Raw genomic sequence first — 15,955 nt, forward strand, 5'->3', positions numbered from 1 at the left:
CGAATCCCCCAGGGCAATACAAGGGAACCAACGGGCCGGGCAAGCCACGGCCCTTACCGCAGCGCAACAGGATGGTGCAGCAAAACCCCCGGCGGCGGGAACGCCGCTTCTCCAGGGTAGGCCCGGATATGGAACGCACCCAGCCATAGGGCCAGCTGCCCAGGGTAGCCTGGTGTCATGGCAGTGCCAGGAACCACAGCAAGGATGACGGGCCGAGCCTAGACTTGACGCAGTTTCGGCCCAGTACCCCAGGGGGGTACCTAGGGGGGAACGCCCTGGGCGGGTTTTGGTGACTTTTGCCCGAACAAAAGTCACCCCTAGCGGGGAGCGTCCCCACCAGGCTGGCAAGCCTGTATTCATTTCTCCGTAAGGAGGTACACTATGAAATCCTTTCGCATGCCCACCGCCTACACCATCCTCCTCTCCCTGCTGCTGGTGATGACCATTCTCACCTGGGTCATCCCCGCCGGACGCTACCAGACGGGAGCGGAGGGGGAGCCTGTGGCGGGCACCTATGAGCAGATTCCCCAGCAGGGGCAGCCCATCACCTCGGTGTTCACCGCCCCCCTGGAGGGGTTATACGAGGCCATCGACATTGCCGCCTTTATCCTCATGGTGGGTGGTTTTCTTGGGGTGGTGGGCAAAACCGGGGCCATTGACCGGGGCATCTCCGCCTTGGTGGCCAAGCTCCGGGGCAAGGAGACCCTGCTCATCCCCATTTTGATGCTGGTGTTCGCCCTGGGGGGCACCACCTTCGGCATGGCGGAAGAGACCATCGCCTTTTACCCTCTGGTGCTCCCCATTTTCATCTCCGCCGGGTATGACCCTATCACCGCTGTGGCGGTGATTTTGGTGGGGGCCGGGGTGGGCACTCTGGCCTCCACCGTCAACCCCTTCGCTACCGGCATCGCCGCTGGCTTTGCCGGGGTGTCCCTGGGCACCGGGATGCTGCTGCGGGTCATCATGCTGGTGGTGATGCTGGCGGCGTCCATTTACTTTGTGATGCGCTACGCCGCCCGGGTCAAAGCCCACCCGGAGACCTCCCTCATGGCCAGCCGTCGGGCGGATTACACCGCCCGCTTTGCCGCCCAGGGTTCGGACGGGGCCAAGCTGACCTGGGTGCAGTCTCTGGCCCTGGCCCTCTTTGCCCTCACCTTCCTGGTGATGATCTACGCCGTCATTCCCTTTGACGACATGGGGCTGCCCCTGCCCACCCTGGGCTGGTGGTTCCCCCAGCTCTCCGCCCTGTTCCTGGCCGCCTCCATCCTGGTGGGGGTGTGCTGCGGGCTGGGGGAGGAGGAGACGGTGGGGGCCTTCATCCACGGGGCCGCGGACCTTCTGGGGGTGGCCTTTATCATCGGCATCTCCCGGGGTATCACCGTCATCATGAATGGGGGCCAGATCACCGCCACGGTGCTCTACTGGGGGGAACAGGCCCTGCGAGGGGCGGGGGCGGTGAGCTTTACCCTGCTCACCTTCCTTCTCTACCTGCCCCTGTCCTTCCTCATCCCCTCCTCCTCGGGGCTGGCCACCCTGTCCATGCCCATTATGGCCCCTCTGGCGGACTTTGCGGGGGTGGGGCGAGAGGTGGTCATCACCGCCTTTCAGACCGCCTCGGGGCTTATCAATCTCATCACCCCCACCAGCGCCGTGGTCATGGGGGCCCTGGCCCTGGGCCATGTGCCCTATGGGGCGTTTTTAAAGTTTATCTGGAAACTGTTGGCCATCCTGCTGGTGCTGTCCCTCATGTTCTTGGCTCTGGGGGCCCTGGCATAGTAAAAGCACACGCTGAGCGTTTCAGCGTGTGCTTTTTATCGTGGTGTGTCCCCCAGGTTCACCACCTCCAGCCCCTGGGCCGTGGCATAGTCCACCGTGTACGCGGTCCCGCCCGTGGGCTGGGTCCGATAGCTGATGCACAGACTGCTGTGGTCCACCAGATGGCGGTTGCGCACGTGCATACATCCCCGGTGGTACCCTCGAGACGTGTACACCACCTTGTCCGCCTGGGCCTTGATGGCCTCATAGGTCTGCTGCTGCTCCCTATTCCATCGCTCAGCCTGAGACCGACAGGGCAGCACCAAAATGAGGCGGATGTGGGGGTGGTCTCTTTTCAGCTCCAGCACCGTCTGGGCCGCCAGCGTGTCAAATCCCAAGGCACCCCCCGCCCCAAAATAGCGATATCCCCGACCAATGGCATCCTCCACCGCTGCCCGCAGCCGCTGGGCCAAGTCCTCCAGCTGCTGGGGCGGGATGGTACGGTGTCCGGTAAAACAAGCGGTCTGTTCTCTCATGTCTCTCACATCTATTCTATTTGTATATTATCCACCTTATGTCTAATTATAGTAGTTACTCAGATTTAAATCAATGAATGAACTATACAGTTTTTCACATACCATATAGTACAATCATACAAAAGGTGGTGGAGACTGTGGAGAAAGAGGAATTTATCAAACGGCTGACCCAACTTCGGGTACAAAAAGGGGTGTCTGCCAGAGATATGAGTCTTTCCATCGGACAAAGTTCCGGATATATCAGCAACATCGAAAATGGTGTTAATTTGCCATCTATGGCGGCATTTTTCTACATCTGCGACTATCTGGGGATTTCCCCGAGGGACTTCTTCGACACCCAGACCACCGCCCCCTCCAAAGCCTCGGAGCTCTTGGAAGTGGCCAAAACCTTGGAGCCTGAGCAACTAGACCACCTCATTGCCCTGGCAAAAGGCTTACAGAGATAACTCCTTCTCGTATCACCCCATTTGTGAGCGGAAACACCCCCGCCTCACAAATGGGTTTTTACTTGTTCTATTATATCGCATTGTGGATTTAAGTCAACAACTTGCGCTTATAATTTTTCATCTTGTTGATATAATTTAACAATATGAGAAGGAGGTGAGATGGTGTCTGACAACGATTTGTGTTTGAAAGAAATCGGTCATCGCATCACAGAGCGCCGCAAGCAGCTGGGTCTGACACAAGAAGCCCTGGCAGAAAAGGGCGATATGACCACTCAGTTTGTGTCCTATGCAGAGGCAGGCAAACGGGCCATGAGGCCGGAAAATCTTTTAAAAATCTCCTCTGCCCTGGGTGTCAGTGCGGATTACCTGCTCACAGGGGACGTAATTGACAAAGACCTCCTGTTGCTCTCCCGCAAACTAGAAAAGCTTACGCCATCTCAGCTTCAACACATCGAAAATATCATTGATGAGTGCTTGCTTCTCTTTCATTCGAACTGAGTTGCTGCTCCCATTTTCGTGGGCATGGTGATGATTGCATGACGGAACAAGAATTTTCCCTGCGTTTGGCCAAACTCCGAACAGACAAAGGCGTTTCCGCTCGTGATATGAGCCTATCCATGGGGCAAAATCCCGGCTACATCAATAACATTGAAACGGGAAAATCCATGCCTTCTCTCACCGGAATTTTTAATATCTGTGACTACTTGGGCATTACCCCCAAGGAGCTATTCGATACGGAGACGCAAAATCCCACCAAAGCCTCTGAGCTATACGCCATCGCAAAAGGGCTATCAGGCGAACAGCTTGACCTCCTCATTGCCCTGGCGAAAGGCTTACAAAAGTAATCAAAAATAGACGATACAGCTTCCATTCTGTATCGTCTATTTTTATCCCCGCTTTGTGTCTTGTCCCCGATCCACAAATTATAAATGCAAAGTTAGTTTGTTTATTTCTCATAAATCTACAAAATATTTAGCTTAATTTAAAATTAAGCTAAATCACTTTGCTTAATTCTCTTGATTTTGCAAAAATATTTTGCTAATCTTAGCTAGCTAGTTCAAAAACACCCAGAGCACACCGAAGAAACGGTATACTCTGGGTGTTTTAGCGTTTTTACAGTTGAATGATTTGCCGCTTCTTGTCGTACAGCGTCTTGCTCAGTACCCGGTGGATGGAAAATCCCATCATAGCCCCCAGGTAGGCCACCACAAACAGGGGGTGGGGGTGCTCAAAGATGTAGGTGAGGATGAGTCCCGCCAGGATGAGCTGCACCGTCATCTTCATGCTGGACACCACCAGCAGACGGGTCTGGTCGATGCGGCATACCCGCATCACCACCAGCACCACCAAAAGCCGCAGATAGGTGCTCTTCCCCGCCCCGCTGCGCCCGGTGACAAAGGCAAACTCCCCCTCCTCCACCCGAAGGGCCGGGTAGCGGAGGAAGTCCTGGAATGTTAGGGCTTCCGTGGTGCGTATCATGTCCATACCAGCGTCCCCCTCACCCGTGGATGTCCACGATGCGAGCTACGCCGTTGTCCACGGTGAAGTGCACCTCCAGCCCGCCAAAGCCGAAGCCGTACACCCGCTGGCTGTCCCGCTGGTAGGGGGGCCGGGGGTCTTGGGCCAGCACTCCCACCAGGGCCTCCCGCTTCCCCTCGGGGATGAGGCAGCGCAGGTGCGGCGGAATCTCCACCTTCAGCTTTTGCTCCGGGGCGTCCTGGGCAAAGCCTCCCACCGCCTCGGGGTGGCAGTCGGCATAGGGCACATAGGGCTTGATGTCATAGATGGGGGTGCCGTCCATGAGGTCCGCCCCCGCCACGTAAATCACCGGGCCCTGGGGGGTATGCTCCTCCACCCCCACCAGCTCCACGCAGGACAGGCCGATGGGGTTGGGCCGGAAGGGGGACCGGGTGGCAAACACCCCCATACGGGCGTTGCCCCCCAGCCGGGGCGGGCGCACCGTGGGGGACCAGGGCTTTCCCACACACTGGGAGAACTCCCAGATGAGCCACAGGTGGGAGAAGCCGTCTAAGCCCCGCAGCGCCTCCGGGTTGCGATACTCCGGGGCAAAGACAATGGCGGCCCGGAGCTCCTTCACCAGCCCCGCCTGGCGGGGGACCCCGAATTTACTGGTGAAATCCGTATGAATGTGGGCGATGGGTTCCATGAAAACACCTCGTTTGTACTCTTATTCTTCCAAGTTCTCCCGGGTCAGCAGCTTCCGATAGGCGGCGTCCATCCCGATGGCCCCCAGGGGTGCGGTGATGAGAATGCCCAGCACCGCCACAGACAGCACAATCTGTCCGCAGGGCAGGCCCATGGCCAGGGGCACCGAGCCGATGGCGGCCTGCACCGTGGCCTTGGGCAGGTAGGCGATGACGCAGAACAGGCGCTCCTTCCGGGTGAGCTTGGTGCCCGCCACGCACAGGCACACGCCCACGGCCCGGAACACCAGGGCGCACAGAATCATGAGCACAGCGGCCCCTCCGGCGCTCATGGTGTAGCGGATATCCACAGCGGCGCCCACCAACACGAAGAGGATGACCTCAGCGGCAATCCACAGCTTGCCGAACTTCTCAGACAGGCGCTTGGAGACAAAGGCAGGGCTCTTGATTTTCAGCACGCAGGCCATGCTCACCACGGCCAGCAGACCGGACACCGACACGATGCCCTCCAGCCAGGTCTCCACTGCCATGAGGGTGAAGGACACGCCCAGGACGATGATGACCTTGGTGCTGTTGCGCACACAGTGCTGGTGGGCGTAGGCGGTCTCGAAAAAGCGGCTGAGGAGCCACCCCACCACAGCGCCCAGAGCCACGCCCAGGACGATGGACACGGGGATGTTGACAAAGTCCATGAGCTGGGGATTGCCACCTTGGGCCATGCCGGTAAAGGTGGTGAAGAGGACGATGACAAAGATGTCGTCACAGGAGGCCCCGGCCAGAATCATCTGGGGGATGCCCTTTTGGGTGCCGTACCCCGTCTCCATCAGCTGCACCATCCGGGGCACCACCACCGCCGGGGACACCGCCCCCAGCACGGCGCCCATGACGGCGGCCTCCATGATGTTGACCCCCAGCAGGTGGGGGGCCACCAGCACATAGCCCAAAATCTCAAAGCTGGCGGGGACAAAGGACATCATCACCGCCGGACGGCCCACCTTTTTCAGGTCGGACAGGTTGAGCGACAGGCCCGCCTTGAGCAGGATGATGATGAGGGCCATCTGGCGCAGCTCCGCCGAGATGGACAGAATGGACGGGTCCAGCCAATTAAACACGTAGGGGCCCACCACAATGCCGGTGATGAGCATACCGATGATGCGGGGCAGCTTGAGCTGCTGGATGATGCCCGCCATGGATAGGCCCACCAGGAATATGAGTGCCAGGGATGTTAACATGTTGGTTTCCTCCTTGTGGCCACAAAAAAAGCCAATGCCCCCTGTGACCAAAATAAATCACAGAAGTCATCAGCTGAACACAGCGGTTTCGGTTGCCCGTGGGAGAACTTCATTCCCACAGGAGATTATAGCCCACTTATCTGGGTTTGTAAAGGACTTTTTCTGCCCTTGACAGCCCCCTTGTCCCACAGGTATGATAATCATATCCTAGATACAAAAAGGGAGGGTTTCTATGAGATACGAAATTACCGGCGGTGCATTTCCCGTGGTCATCTGCCACTTGCAGGACCGGGAGCAAATGATCACCGAGCGGGGCTCCATGGTGTGGATGAGCCCCAACATGGCCATGGAGACCTCCGGGGGCGGTCTGGGCAAGATGTTTTCCCGGGCCTTCTCAGGAGAGAGCATGTTCCAGAACATCTACACCGCCCGGGGCCAGGGCATGATCGCCTTTGGCTCCAGCTTCCCCGGCAAGATCATGCCCCTGAACATCGGACCCGGCCAGGAGATGATCTTGCAGAAAAACGCCTTCTTGGCCGCAGAATCCACGGTGGACCTGTCCATCCACTTCAGCCGCAAGCTGGGGGCTGGCTTCTTCGGCGGCGAGGGCTTTATCATGCAGCGCCTGTCCGGGCGCGGGATGGCCTTTGCGGAAATTGACGGCGAGCTCATCGAGTACGACCTGGCCCCTGGTCAGCAGATTGTGGTGGACACCGGCAACGTGGCCGGCTTCTCCCCCACCGTCACCATGGACATCCAGCAGGTGCCCGGGCTAAAAAACAAGTTTCTGGGCGGTGAGGGTCTCTTCAACACCCTGCTCACCGGTCCCGGCAAAGTGTGGCTCCAGACCATGCCCATCTCCAATGTGGCCATGGCCATCCGCCCCTTCATCCCCACCGGCAACGGCTAATTTGTGTACATCTGTGCGTCCCCGGCGGAACTGTCCTTCCGCCGGGGACAACTTTTCTTTTTTACCTCTTTACATTATCTCATTACTGTGCTAAAATACCGTCACTGGCTCCTCCACCCACAGGAGGGCCCCAATGAGGAGGATATGAGGATATGAAAAAGATGATTTCTCTGGCGCTGGCCCTGGCCATGGGGCTGAGCCTGGCCGCTTGCAGCGGAAAAGACGCGAAAAACACCGAACCCACCAGCGATCTGGCCTATGTCCAGGACAAGGGCACCCTGGTGGTGGGCATCACCGAGTTTGAGCCCATGGACTATCAGGACGAGAATGGCAACTGGGTGGGCTTCGACGCCGACATGGCCACCCTCTTTGCCGAGAGCCTGGGGGTGGACGTGGAGTTCCAGCTCATCGACTGGGACAGCAAGATCATGGAACTGGACGGCAAGACCATTGACGTGGCTTGGAACGGCATGACCCTCACCGAGGACGTGAAGGAGGCCATGGAGTGCTCCAACCCCTATTTCAACAACGCCCAGGTGGTGGTGGTCAAGGCCGACCAGGCGGACAAGTACCAGACGGTGGACAGCATCAAGGACCTGAGCTTCTCCGTGGAAAGCGGGTCGGCAGGCATGGAGCAGGCGGAGGCCTACTCTCTCAACTACACCCCCGCCAAGAGTCAGGCCAACACTCTGCTGGAAGTGGCCTCCGGCACCTCGGATGCGGCCATCATCGACTACCTCATGGCTGTGGCCTCCACGGGTGAGGGCACCAGCTATGAGAATCTCACCTACACCGTGTCTCTGGCCGACGAGCAGTACGGCGTGGGCTTCCGCAAAGGCTCCGACCTGGCGGAAAAGCTCAACGAGTTCTTCGCCGAGAAGTATGCCGACGGCACCATGCAGAAGGTGGCGGAGAAGTACGGCATCGCCGAGAAATTGGTGGAACAGCCATAACACGGACACAACCGAAGGCAGAGCGGATGCTCTGCCTTCGGTCAGATCATGAAAAAGCAAATTCCATGTAAGATATTCAGATTATTTTGCAGGATCATAAGCCCTCGGCAGAGTTTTCCCGCCGAGGGGCGGGAAAATAAATTGAAATCTGTTTTTTCCGGGGACATGCGCATCGGAAAAAACACTTCTCAGCCCGCCAGTGTGGCCTTGGGTCGCCCTTTGACCCAAGGGTGCATGCAGCGGGCTGCACTTTCTCTCAAAAATGCAAGCATTTTTGAGAAGCATATTAAGGTGGTATTGACATGTTTGCAACCGTCATTGGAGCGCTGAACGAGGGCTTTGTCCAGACGCTCAAACTATTTTTCGTCACCCTATTGGGGGCGCTTCCCCTGGGATTAATCATCTGCTGGGGCTCCATGAACCGCTTTTTCCTCCTGCGGTGGTTCTCCCGAGCGCTGGTGTGGGTCATCCGGGGCACCCCGCTGATGCTCCAGCTGTTCGTTATCTTCTACGTCCCGGGCATGATTCCCGGTTTTGAAAACCCCTGGCCCGCTGGCGATTCCGGACGGTTTATCGCCGCCAGTGTCACCTTCATTCTCAACTACGCCTGTTACTTCTCGGAAATCTACCGAGGCGGCATTCAGGGCGTTCCCAAGGGACAGCAAGAGGCGGGGCAGGTACTGGGCATGACCAGGGGCCAGATTTTCTTCCACGTCACCCTGCTGCAAATGATCAAACGCATCGTGCCCCCCATGTCCAACGAGGTCATCACCCTGTTAAAGGACACCGCTCTGGCCGGCGTCATCTCCCTGCAAGAGCTTCTGTGGGCGGGCGAGGCTTTCCTGAAAAGCTCCCACGGCTACCGTGGCCTGCTGTGGCCCCTGTTCTTCACCGGCGTGTACTATCTGGTCTTCAACGGCCTGCTCACCCTGCTGTTGGGGCGGCTGGAAAAGAAGCTGGACTATTTCTCCTGAAAAGGCGGGTGTGACATATGGCAATCTTAGAGGTAAATAACCTGGAAAAACACTTTGGCTCCACCCGGGTGCTGGAGGATATCAGCTTTGATTTGGAGCAGGGCAAGGCCCTGGCCATCATCGGCTCCTCGGGCAGCGGTAAGACCACCCTGCTGCGGTGCCTGAACTTCCTGGAGACCCCGGATCAGGGCACCATCTCGGTGGGGGGCAACGTCATCTTTGACGCCGCCAACTGCCGCAGCCAGACCGATGCCGAAATCCGCAAAAAACGCCTCCACTTCGGCATGGTGTTTCAGTCCTTCAACCTGTTTCCCCAGTATACGGCCCTGAAAAACGTGACCCTGGCCAAGGAACTGCTGGCCCGGGAGCGGCCCGACTTCAAGGCCAACAAAAAGGCCATTTTGGAGGAGATTCAGCAGGAGGGCCTGGAACTGCTCACCAAAATGGGCCTGGAGCAGCGGGCAAGCCACTACCCCAGCCAGCTCTCCGGCGGCCAGCAGCAGCGGGTGGCCATCGCCCGGGCTCTGGCCCTGAAGCCGGATATCCTGTGCTTTGACGAGCCCACCTCCGCCCTGGACCCGGAGCTCACCGGAGAGGTGTTGCGGGTCATCCGGGGCCTGGTGGAACAGAAGACCACCATGATCATCGTCACCCACGAGATGGCCTTCGCCCGGGACGTGGCCGACGAGGTGATGTTCATGGATGGGGGCCTCATTGTGGAGCGAGGCCCCGCCCGACAGGTCATCGAGAACCCCCAAGAGGAGCGCACCCGGCAGTTTTTGGCCGGATACACCCAAGAATAAGCAAAAAAACATCCACATGGACCTGGGTCCATGTGGATGTTTTTTCTGTTCTCTCAGGCAAAGGGGTTCTCGTCGGGATAGGGCAGGCTCTTGGGCTGGTTGTAGGCGATATCCCCCACACCCAGGTACTTGAACACCTCGTACAGGGCCTTGCCGTGGTGGCCGAAGGCCACAGCCCCGTGGTGGGGATAGCGCTTGGCCAGCAGCACATGGCGGTAGAAGCGGTCCATCTCCGGGATGGCAAAGGCGCCGATGGAGCCAAAGCTCTGGCAGTCCACATCCATCACCTGGCCCTGGGCGATGTAGGCCCGCAGCTGGGTGTCGGCGGTGCTCTGGAGGCGGAAGAAGGTGATGTCTCCGGCCTTGATGTTGCCCTCCATGGTGCCCCGGGTGATATCCGGCTCGGCCAGCTCGGGCTCCAGGTCCCGCTTCATGATGAGCTGATAGCCCATGTGGGGATTTTTCAGCAGGGAACAGCTGGTGTTGCCGCAGTGGAAGCCCATAAAGGTCTCGTTCAGGCGCACGTCGTACTTGCCCCGCACGCACTGGTCATACATGGACTGGGGCACGGTGTTGTTGATGTCCAGCAGGGTGGTAGGCCCGCCGGAGACGCACACCCCGATGTACTCGGACAGGGCCCCGTAGATATCCACCTCGCAGGCCACGGGGATGCCCCGGGCGGCCAGGCGGCTGTTGACGTAGCAGGGCACGAACTTGAACTCGGTCTGGAAGGCGGGCCAGCACTTGTTGGCAAAGGCCACATACTGGCGAGTCCCCTTGTGGTCCCGGGCCCAGTCCTCCAGGGTCAGCTCATACTGGGCCAGACGGGGCAGAATGCCGGCGTAGGGGTTGTGGTCCCCCAGCTCCGCCTCCATCTCCGCCATCTTGGCGGGAATGCGGGGGTCGTTGGTGTGCTTGTTGTAGGCCACCAACAGGTCCAGCTCGGAGTTCTCCTCCACCGCCACGCCCAGGTCGTACAAGGCCTTGATGGGGGCGTTGCAGGCCAGAAAATCGTCGGGACGGGGGCCAAAGGTGATGACTTTCAGACCCTTGAGGCCCAGAATGGCCCGGGCGATGGGGACAAACTCCTCCATGGCGTGGGCCAGGTCCTGAGCAGTTCCCACGGGGTACTCGGGGATGTAGGCCCGCAGGCCCCGCAGCCCCAGGTTATAGGAGCAGTTGAGCATGCCGCAGTAGGCATCGCCACGGCCATCGTGGAGGTCGCCGTCTCCCTCGGCGGCGGCCACGTACATCACAGGGCCGTCAAACCACTCGCCGATGAGGGTCTCCGGGGTCTCGGGGCCGAAGTTGCCCAAAAACACCACCAAAGCGTTGACCCCGGCCCCCTTCACGTCGTCCACGGCGGCCCGGGCGTCCAGCTCGGTCTCCACGGTGACGGGGCACTCATACACGCCCTCCCCATAGGCGGCCACCAGGGCGGCCCGGCGGCGCTGGGACAGAGCGGCGGGGAAACAGGAGCGGGACACGGCGATTAAGCCCAGCTTTACCTCAGGAATATTGTCAAACATGATAAAAACCCTCCTTACAGGTTCAAAATATACTCTTAGTCTTGGGCCAGGGTGGCAAACAGCCCCCGGCAGGCGGGATAGATCTGGCGGAATTTCTGATACTTGGCCTCATACCGGGCCACCAGCTCCGGCTGGGGCTCCACGGTGTCCTTCACCTGCACCAGGGCCTGGGCGGCCTGCTGGACCCTGTCAAAGGCCCCGCAGCACACCATGGCCAGTATGGCAGCTCCGTACCCCGGCCCCTGCTCGGTGGCCATGGTGTCCAGGGGAATGCCCAGGACGTTGGCCAGAATGGTACGCCACAACGGCGACTTGCTGCCCCCGCCGCATAGGCCGGACCGGGGGATGTTCAGTCCCAGGCTGCGGGCCACCTCCAGGGAGTCCCGGATGGCGAAGGCCACCCCCTCCAGCACCGCCTGGGTCATGTCCGCCCGGGTGGTGTCCATGGTTAAGCCCCAAAACACGCCCCGGGCGTCGGTGTCGTTGATGGGGCTGCGCTCCCCCATGAGATAGGGGAGGAAATACACATGGCCCCGCCCCAGCTTGTCCTGGGAAATGGGGGCCTGTTGGGCGGCGTAGTCCGAGGTACCCAGGATGTTGTCACACCACCAGGCGTTGCAGGAGGCCGCCGACAGCATACACCCCATGAGGTGCCAGCCCCCGTCGGCGTGGGCAAAGGCGTGAAGGGCGTTGTTGGGGTCCACCCGGAACTGGGTGGAGGAGATGAAAATGGTGCCGGAGGTGCCCAAGCTGATGTTGCACTTGCCGTCCCCCACGGTTTGGGTGCCCACCGCAGCGGCGGCGTTGTCCCCCGCCCCGGCGCACACCAGAGTGTTGGGGGACAGCCCCAGGGCCTGGGCCACGTCCTCCCGCAGAGCCCCCACCCGCTCCCAGCTCTCGTGGAGGGTGGGCATCTGGTCCTCCCTCAGGTGGCACAACTCCAGCATCTCCCGGCTCCAGGTCTTGTGCTCCACGTCCAGCAGCAGCGTCCCCGAGGCGTCGGAGTAGTCGGTGGCGTACGCCCCGGTGAGGCAGTACACCAGGTAGTCCTTGGGCAGGAGGATTTTGTGGATGCGGGCGAACAAATCCGGCTCATTCTGGGCCATCCACAGCAGCTTGGGGGCGGTGAAGCCCGCAAAGGCGATGTTGGCGGTGTGGCGGCTGAGCACCTCCCGGCCCACCTGATGGTTGAGCCAGTCCACCTGGGGGGCAGTGCGGCCATCGTTCCACAAAATGGCGGGGCGCAGCACCTGCCCCTGGTCGTCCAGAGCCACCAGGCCGTGCATCTGGCCCCCCACCCCGATGCCCGCCACCTGGGCGGGGTCCACCCCCTCCAGCAGCTGAGGGATGCCGGACATACAGGCCGTCCACCAGTCCTGGGGATTCTGTTCACTCCAGCCAGGCTGGGGAAAATACAGGGGGTAGTCCCGGCTCACCGTGCGGCTCACCGTTCCCGCCCCATCCACCAGCAGGAATTTGCAGGCGGACGTGCCCAAATCAATGCCAATATAGTACAAGGTCTCTCGCCTCCCGGTCTTTGCGTTACATTCTGCTGTTACCATACCACCCCCGCCCCCTGCCGTCCTTGACTAGTTTGCTGTGGTGATTAGACAAATGTGCTGTTTTTGTATATTAGCCGTTGTGCACATTTTGGGCGTTCCTCTTTTGTCCGTTTTGTCAGTTTTGAAATTTTACGAACTTATTTGGTGTATACTCGCTGTTTTCTCTCCATTTGAACCGGACAACCCCATTGCATTTTCTCCCCAAGGCGAGTACAATTTCTTATACAAATTTACGATTTGGGAGGTGTGGCCTGTGGCGACCCTGGAAATTGTCCAACATCCTCACCTGGGGGGCGTCCATCTGTTTTTCAACACCCTGGACCACCGCTCCCTCCACATCCACCTGGACTGGGAGCTGGTGTGGGTGCTGGACCAGCCGCTGCTGGTGTCCTGCGGTGGACAGGAGCACCGGGTGGAGCCGGGGGAGCTGGTGCTGTTTAGCCCCGGCCAGCCCCATGAGTTTCACAAGGTGGAGGGCAGCTGCACCTTTTTGTGCCTCCAGTTGGACCCCGCCGCCTTTCCCGCCGCCCAACGGGTGTACACTGAGACCATCTTTCCCGCCGCCCATCTGTCCGGAGAGGAGACGGCCCGGCTGAAAACCTCCCTCATCGCCCTGTTTCGCCGCTATCTCCAGCGCCCGCCCTTCTACCAGCTGGACTGCCTGGGGCGGGTCAACCAGATTCTCTATCTTCTCCTCACCCGCCTGCCCGTGCGTCAGGTCACGGAACAGGAGGCGGCAGAACGGGAGCGGCGCAGCGCCCGGCTCATGCGGCTGGTGGCCTTTGTACAGGAAAATTTCGCCCACAAAATCCGCCTGTCCGACTTTGCCCGGCAGGAGCGCCGCTCTCTGAGCTACCTATCCCACTTCGCCCGGGAGATGCTGGGCCACAGCTTCCAGGAGTATGTGGCCACCGTGCGCTTCCACCACGCCTGTCACCTCATGGCCACCACCAACAAGGGGATGCTGGCGGTGTGCATGGAGTCGGGATTCTCCGACTACCGCTACTTCTCCCGGATGTTTCAGACCCACTTCGGCATGACCCCCGAGGCCTACCGCCGTCGGCCAAAACATTCCCAGACCACCCAGCCCCAGCCCACCCTGGACTCGGCGGAGCGGTTTTACTCCCCGGAGGGGAGTTTGCAGCTGCTGGACCGGCTGGAACAGCAGTACACAGAAAAAGGGCCGAGGGAGGCGTAACGCCTCTCTCGGCCCTTTCAGGTGTTTCATTTGGTTTTACTGGGCCAGCTCCTCCAGGGTGGGCATGGCGGGAATGGCGCCGCTGCGGGAGCAGGTCACCGAGGCCGCCCGGTTGGCAAAGGTGAGAATCTCCTCCAGCTCCTCTTTGGTCAAGCCCTCCAGGGCTCCCTGGGTGCGGCGGCTCAGGCGGCTGAGCACCGCCCCGAAGAAGGTGTCTCCAGCCCCGTTGGTGTCCGCCACCTTGGTGGGTACGCCGGGGACGACGCCCGTGTGCTCGCCCAATCGGTAGAACACGCCCTCAGAACCCAGGGTGATGAGCACCAGGGAAATGCCCTTGTCTGCCATCACCTGACTACAGGTCTCGGGGTCATTGGAGCCGGAGAGCAGCTCCATCTCCTCGTCGGACAGCTTCAAAATGTCCACGCTGGACAGGGGGCGGCGCATCCACTCCACCGCCTGGTCCTGGCTCTCCCACAGAGCGGCCCGGTAGTTGGGGTCGTAGCTCACCGTCACCCCCTGCTGTTTGGCCAGCTCCACGGCGTGGAGGGTGGCGGTGCGGGCGGGGTCGGCGGTGAGGCTCACCGAGCCGAAGTGGACAATACCCGCCCCGGCAATGAGGTCCCGGTCCACCTGGTCTGCGGTCAGGTTGGCGTCCGCGCCCCGCATGAACTGGAAGGAGCGCTCCCCCTGGGCGCTCACCGACACCACCGCCAGGGTGGTGGCCCCCTGGCCCACCCGCAGGCCCTGGGTGCTGACGTTGTTTTCCTTTAGGACCTGGGCCAGGTAGGTGCCGAAGCCGTCGGAGCCCACCATGCCCACGAAGGCGGTGTCCGCCCCCAGGCGGGACGCCGCCACCGCCACGTTGGCGGGAGCGCCGCCGGGATTGGCGGCATACATGGGGATGTTCTGCTGGTTATATCCGGTCTGGGTCAAATCAATGAGAATTTCGCCGATGGTGACAATGCGCATGACGCTCTCTCCTCCCGAATGAAATCGTTTTCATATAGAAAATTGTATCACGTTTTCCCTCCGGTGACAAGGGGGGGCGCTGGGAACTTTTCCCCGGGCCCCCCGTCCTTTTTCTTGCCTTTCTCCGCCCAATCTGCTATCCTGTATACTGCAAGATACTGCAAGAAACAATTGTGGCCCCCTGCTGCGGGGGTTCCACGGATTGGGAGGTATCCGCATGGCTTCCATCAAAAAACGGTCGCTGGTGGATCAGGTCTACGATCGTCTGCGCAGCGATATCATTTCCCTGCGTCTGCCCCTGGGCAGCCGGGTCAACGTCAACGAACTTCAGGACTCCCTGGGTGTCAGCTGCACCCCCATCCGGGAGGCTATCAACCGCCTGCAACAGGAAGGGCTCATTGCCTACGAGAACAACGTGGGCGCCCGGGTGCTGACCCTGGACGCCAAGGACGTGGAGGAGATCACCCAGCTGGCCACCACCCTCCACTGTGCCGCCGCCCGGCTGTCCATGGAGCGGGAGGACCACCAGGTCCTGGCCCAGCACCTGGCGGAACGTCTGGCGGAATTTGAGGCCGCCCGGACGCCCCAGCAGCTGGCGGTGGGGGTGCACCGGTTTATGGAGGTATTTTACGTCCACTGCGGCAACCGCCGTCTGGACAAGAGTATGCTGGCCATTCAGGGCCAACAGCTGCTGCTGCGCAACCTGTACACCGCCCACGGCATGGACCTTTCGGCCAATCTCTCGGACTTCCGGGCCATGCTGGCCGGGGTGGAGCACAACCAGCCGGAGGAGATCTGCAAGGCCCTGAAGGCCAACGCACAGCGGGTGGAACGGGCAGTTAGCGAAACTCTACTGTAAATACACGCAAAAGGGCTTTGATTCGTTGGGTCAAAGCCCCTTCTTTTTGCGCTCTGCTCTTGAC

Annotated in this window: 16 protein-coding genes, 1 pseudogene and 1 riboswitch; of the genes and pseudogenes, 10 read left to right on the forward strand and 7 right to left on the reverse strand. The window is 60.2% G+C overall.

Features of this window, described 5'->3' with window-relative positions; genetic code table 11:
- Positions 1-381 precede the first annotated feature (381 nt).
- The gene (locus B5F12_RS08305) at positions 382-1,776 is read left to right on the forward strand and encodes a YfcC family protein (protein WP_087233100.1); all 1,395 of its coding nucleotides are present in this window, start codon (positions 382-384) and stop codon (positions 1,774-1,776) included.
- A 35-nt stretch (positions 1,777-1,811) separates the two neighbouring features.
- Here the strand turns inward: B5F12_RS08305 and B5F12_RS08310 are convergent, their stop codons facing one another.
- On the reverse strand, positions 1,812-2,291 hold the full coding sequence (locus tag B5F12_RS08310) for an SLOG family protein (protein WP_087233103.1): 480 nt from the start codon (positions 2,289-2,291) through the stop codon (positions 1,812-1,814).
- 137 nt (positions 2,292-2,428) lie between these two features.
- Between B5F12_RS08310 and B5F12_RS08315 the strand changes: the two genes are divergently transcribed.
- The 3 genes from B5F12_RS08315 (at position 2,429) to B5F12_RS08325 (ending at position 3,582) form a co-directional block, all read left to right on the forward strand.
- A complete protein-coding gene (locus tag B5F12_RS08315; RefSeq protein WP_168125722.1) occupies positions 2,429-2,737 on the forward strand; it encodes a helix-turn-helix transcriptional regulator in 309 nt (102 codons plus the stop codon).
- A 159-nt stretch (positions 2,738-2,896) separates the two neighbouring features.
- Positions 2,897-3,235 carry a helix-turn-helix transcriptional regulator gene (locus B5F12_RS08320; protein WP_087233108.1) on the forward strand — a complete coding sequence of 113 codons (339 nt, stop codon included), beginning with the start codon at positions 2,897-2,899 and terminating at the stop codon, positions 3,233-3,235.
- A 38-nt stretch (positions 3,236-3,273) separates the two neighbouring features.
- A complete protein-coding gene (locus B5F12_RS08325; RefSeq protein ID WP_087233111.1) occupies positions 3,274-3,582 on the forward strand; it encodes a helix-turn-helix transcriptional regulator in 309 nt (102 codons plus the stop codon).
- 268 nt (positions 3,583-3,850) lie between these two features.
- Here the strand turns inward: B5F12_RS08325 and B5F12_RS08330 are convergent.
- The 3 genes and pseudogenes from B5F12_RS08330 to B5F12_RS08340 all read right to left on the reverse strand — a co-directional run.
- Positions 3,851-4,165 (reverse strand): annotated as a pseudogene (locus tag B5F12_RS08330) (ABC transporter permease); the annotation flags it as partial.
- A 70-nt stretch (positions 4,166-4,235) separates the two neighbouring features.
- Positions 4,236-4,904, reverse strand: a complete 669-nt coding sequence (tsaA, locus tag B5F12_RS08335; RefSeq protein WP_087233114.1) for a tRNA (N6-threonylcarbamoyladenosine(37)-N6)-methyltransferase TrmO — start codon at positions 4,902-4,904, stop codon at positions 4,236-4,238.
- 21 nt (positions 4,905-4,925) lie between these two features.
- Positions 4,926-6,134 carry a cation:proton antiporter gene (locus B5F12_RS08340; protein ID WP_087233117.1) on the reverse strand — a complete coding sequence of 403 codons (1,209 nt, stop codon included), beginning with the start codon at positions 6,132-6,134 and terminating at the stop codon, positions 4,926-4,928.
- A gap of 53 nt (positions 6,135-6,187) precedes the next feature.
- A riboswitch (Fluoride riboswitch) is annotated at positions 6,188-6,260 on the reverse strand.
- 106 nt (positions 6,261-6,366) lie between these two features.
- Here B5F12_RS08340 and B5F12_RS08345 point away from each other — a divergent pair.
- The 4 genes from B5F12_RS08345 (at position 6,367) to B5F12_RS08360 (ending at position 9,774) form a co-directional block, all read left to right on the forward strand.
- Positions 6,367-7,044, forward strand: coding sequence for a TIGR00266 family protein (locus tag B5F12_RS08345; protein WP_087233120.1), 678 nt, complete (start codon positions 6,367-6,369; stop codon positions 7,042-7,044).
- Between the two features lie 152 nt (positions 7,045-7,196).
- On the forward strand, positions 7,197-7,997 hold the full coding sequence (locus B5F12_RS08350; RefSeq protein ID WP_087233123.1) for a transporter substrate-binding domain-containing protein: 801 nt from the start codon (positions 7,197-7,199) through the stop codon (positions 7,995-7,997).
- A 302-nt stretch (positions 7,998-8,299) separates the two neighbouring features.
- Complete coding sequence (locus tag B5F12_RS08355) at positions 8,300-8,971, forward strand: amino acid ABC transporter permease (RefSeq protein ID WP_087233126.1); 672 nt, start codon at positions 8,300-8,302, stop codon at positions 8,969-8,971.
- 17 nt (positions 8,972-8,988) lie between these two features.
- Positions 8,989-9,774: an amino acid ABC transporter ATP-binding protein gene (locus B5F12_RS08360; RefSeq protein ID WP_087233129.1), complete on the forward strand. Its 786-nt coding sequence runs from the start codon at positions 8,989-8,991 to the stop codon at positions 9,772-9,774.
- A 53-nt stretch (positions 9,775-9,827) separates the two neighbouring features.
- Here the strand turns inward: B5F12_RS08360 and B5F12_RS08365 are convergent, their stop codons facing one another.
- Entirely contained in the window at positions 9,828-11,303 is a 1,476-nt protein-coding gene (locus tag B5F12_RS08365; protein ID WP_087233132.1) for a fucose isomerase, read from the reverse strand.
- A 35-nt stretch (positions 11,304-11,338) separates the two neighbouring features.
- Positions 11,339-12,820 (reverse strand): xylulokinase, encoded by a 1,482-nt coding sequence (gene xylB, locus B5F12_RS08370; protein WP_087233135.1) that lies wholly within the window; start codon positions 12,818-12,820, stop codon positions 11,339-11,341.
- A gap of 298 nt (positions 12,821-13,118) precedes the next feature.
- Here xylB and B5F12_RS08375 point away from each other — a divergent pair, with 298 nt between their 5' ends.
- Positions 13,119-14,063 carry an AraC family transcriptional regulator gene (locus tag B5F12_RS08375; RefSeq protein ID WP_158096784.1) on the forward strand — a complete coding sequence of 315 codons (945 nt, stop codon included), beginning with the start codon at positions 13,119-13,121 and terminating at the stop codon, positions 14,061-14,063.
- A gap of 36 nt (positions 14,064-14,099) precedes the next feature.
- Here the strand turns inward: B5F12_RS08375 and B5F12_RS08380 are convergent, their stop codons facing one another.
- A complete protein-coding gene (locus B5F12_RS08380; RefSeq protein WP_087233141.1) occupies positions 14,100-15,032 on the reverse strand; it encodes a carbohydrate kinase in 933 nt (310 codons plus the stop codon).
- Between the two features lie 217 nt (positions 15,033-15,249).
- Between B5F12_RS08380 and B5F12_RS08385 the strand changes: the two genes are divergently transcribed.
- A complete protein-coding gene (locus B5F12_RS08385) occupies positions 15,250-15,891 on the forward strand; it encodes a GntR family transcriptional regulator (protein WP_087233144.1) in 642 nt (213 codons plus the stop codon).
- Positions 15,892-15,955: the final 64 nt, after the last annotated feature.

Source organism: Pseudoflavonifractor sp. An176, assembly GCF_002160435.1.
In the GTDB taxonomy this organism is placed as follows: Bacteria; Bacillota; Clostridia; order Oscillospirales; family Oscillospiraceae; genus Enterenecus; species Enterenecus faecium.

What these genes read in the sequence shown, in the direction of transcription:
- B5F12_RS08305 (WP_087233100.1), top strand. Translation starts at nt 382, where the DNA reads ATGAAATCCTTTCGCATGCCCACCGCCTACACCATCCTCCTCTCCCTG.
- B5F12_RS08310 (WP_087233103.1), bottom strand. Translation starts at nt 2,291, where the DNA reads ATGAGAGAACAGACCGCTTGTTTTACCGGACACCGTACCATCCCGCCC.
- B5F12_RS08320 (WP_087233108.1), top strand. Translation starts at nt 2,897, where the DNA reads ATGGTGTCTGACAACGATTTGTGTTTGAAAGAAATCGGTCATCGCATC.
- B5F12_RS08325 (WP_087233111.1), top strand. Translation starts at nt 3,274, where the DNA reads ATGACGGAACAAGAATTTTCCCTGCGTTTGGCCAAACTCCGAACAGAC.
- tsaA (WP_087233114.1), bottom strand. Translation starts at nt 4,904, where the DNA reads ATGGAACCCATCGCCCACATTCATACGGATTTCACCAGTAAATTCGGG.
- B5F12_RS08340 (WP_087233117.1), bottom strand. Translation starts at nt 6,134, where the DNA reads ATGTTAACATCCCTGGCACTCATATTCCTGGTGGGCCTATCCATGGCG.
- B5F12_RS08345 (WP_087233120.1), top strand. Translation starts at nt 6,367, where the DNA reads ATGAGATACGAAATTACCGGCGGTGCATTTCCCGTGGTCATCTGCCAC.
- B5F12_RS08350 (WP_087233123.1), top strand. Translation starts at nt 7,197, where the DNA reads ATGAAAAAGATGATTTCTCTGGCGCTGGCCCTGGCCATGGGGCTGAGC.
- B5F12_RS08355 (WP_087233126.1), top strand. Translation starts at nt 8,300, where the DNA reads ATGTTTGCAACCGTCATTGGAGCGCTGAACGAGGGCTTTGTCCAGACG.
- B5F12_RS08360 (WP_087233129.1), top strand. Translation starts at nt 8,989, where the DNA reads ATGGCAATCTTAGAGGTAAATAACCTGGAAAAACACTTTGGCTCCACC.
- B5F12_RS08365 (WP_087233132.1), bottom strand. Translation starts at nt 11,303, where the DNA reads ATGTTTGACAATATTCCTGAGGTAAAGCTGGGCTTAATCGCCGTGTCC.
- B5F12_RS08380 (WP_087233141.1), bottom strand. Translation starts at nt 15,032, where the DNA reads ATGCGCATTGTCACCATCGGCGAAATTCTCATTGATTTGACCCAGACC.
- B5F12_RS08385 (WP_087233144.1), top strand. Translation starts at nt 15,250, where the DNA reads ATGGCTTCCATCAAAAAACGGTCGCTGGTGGATCAGGTCTACGATCGT.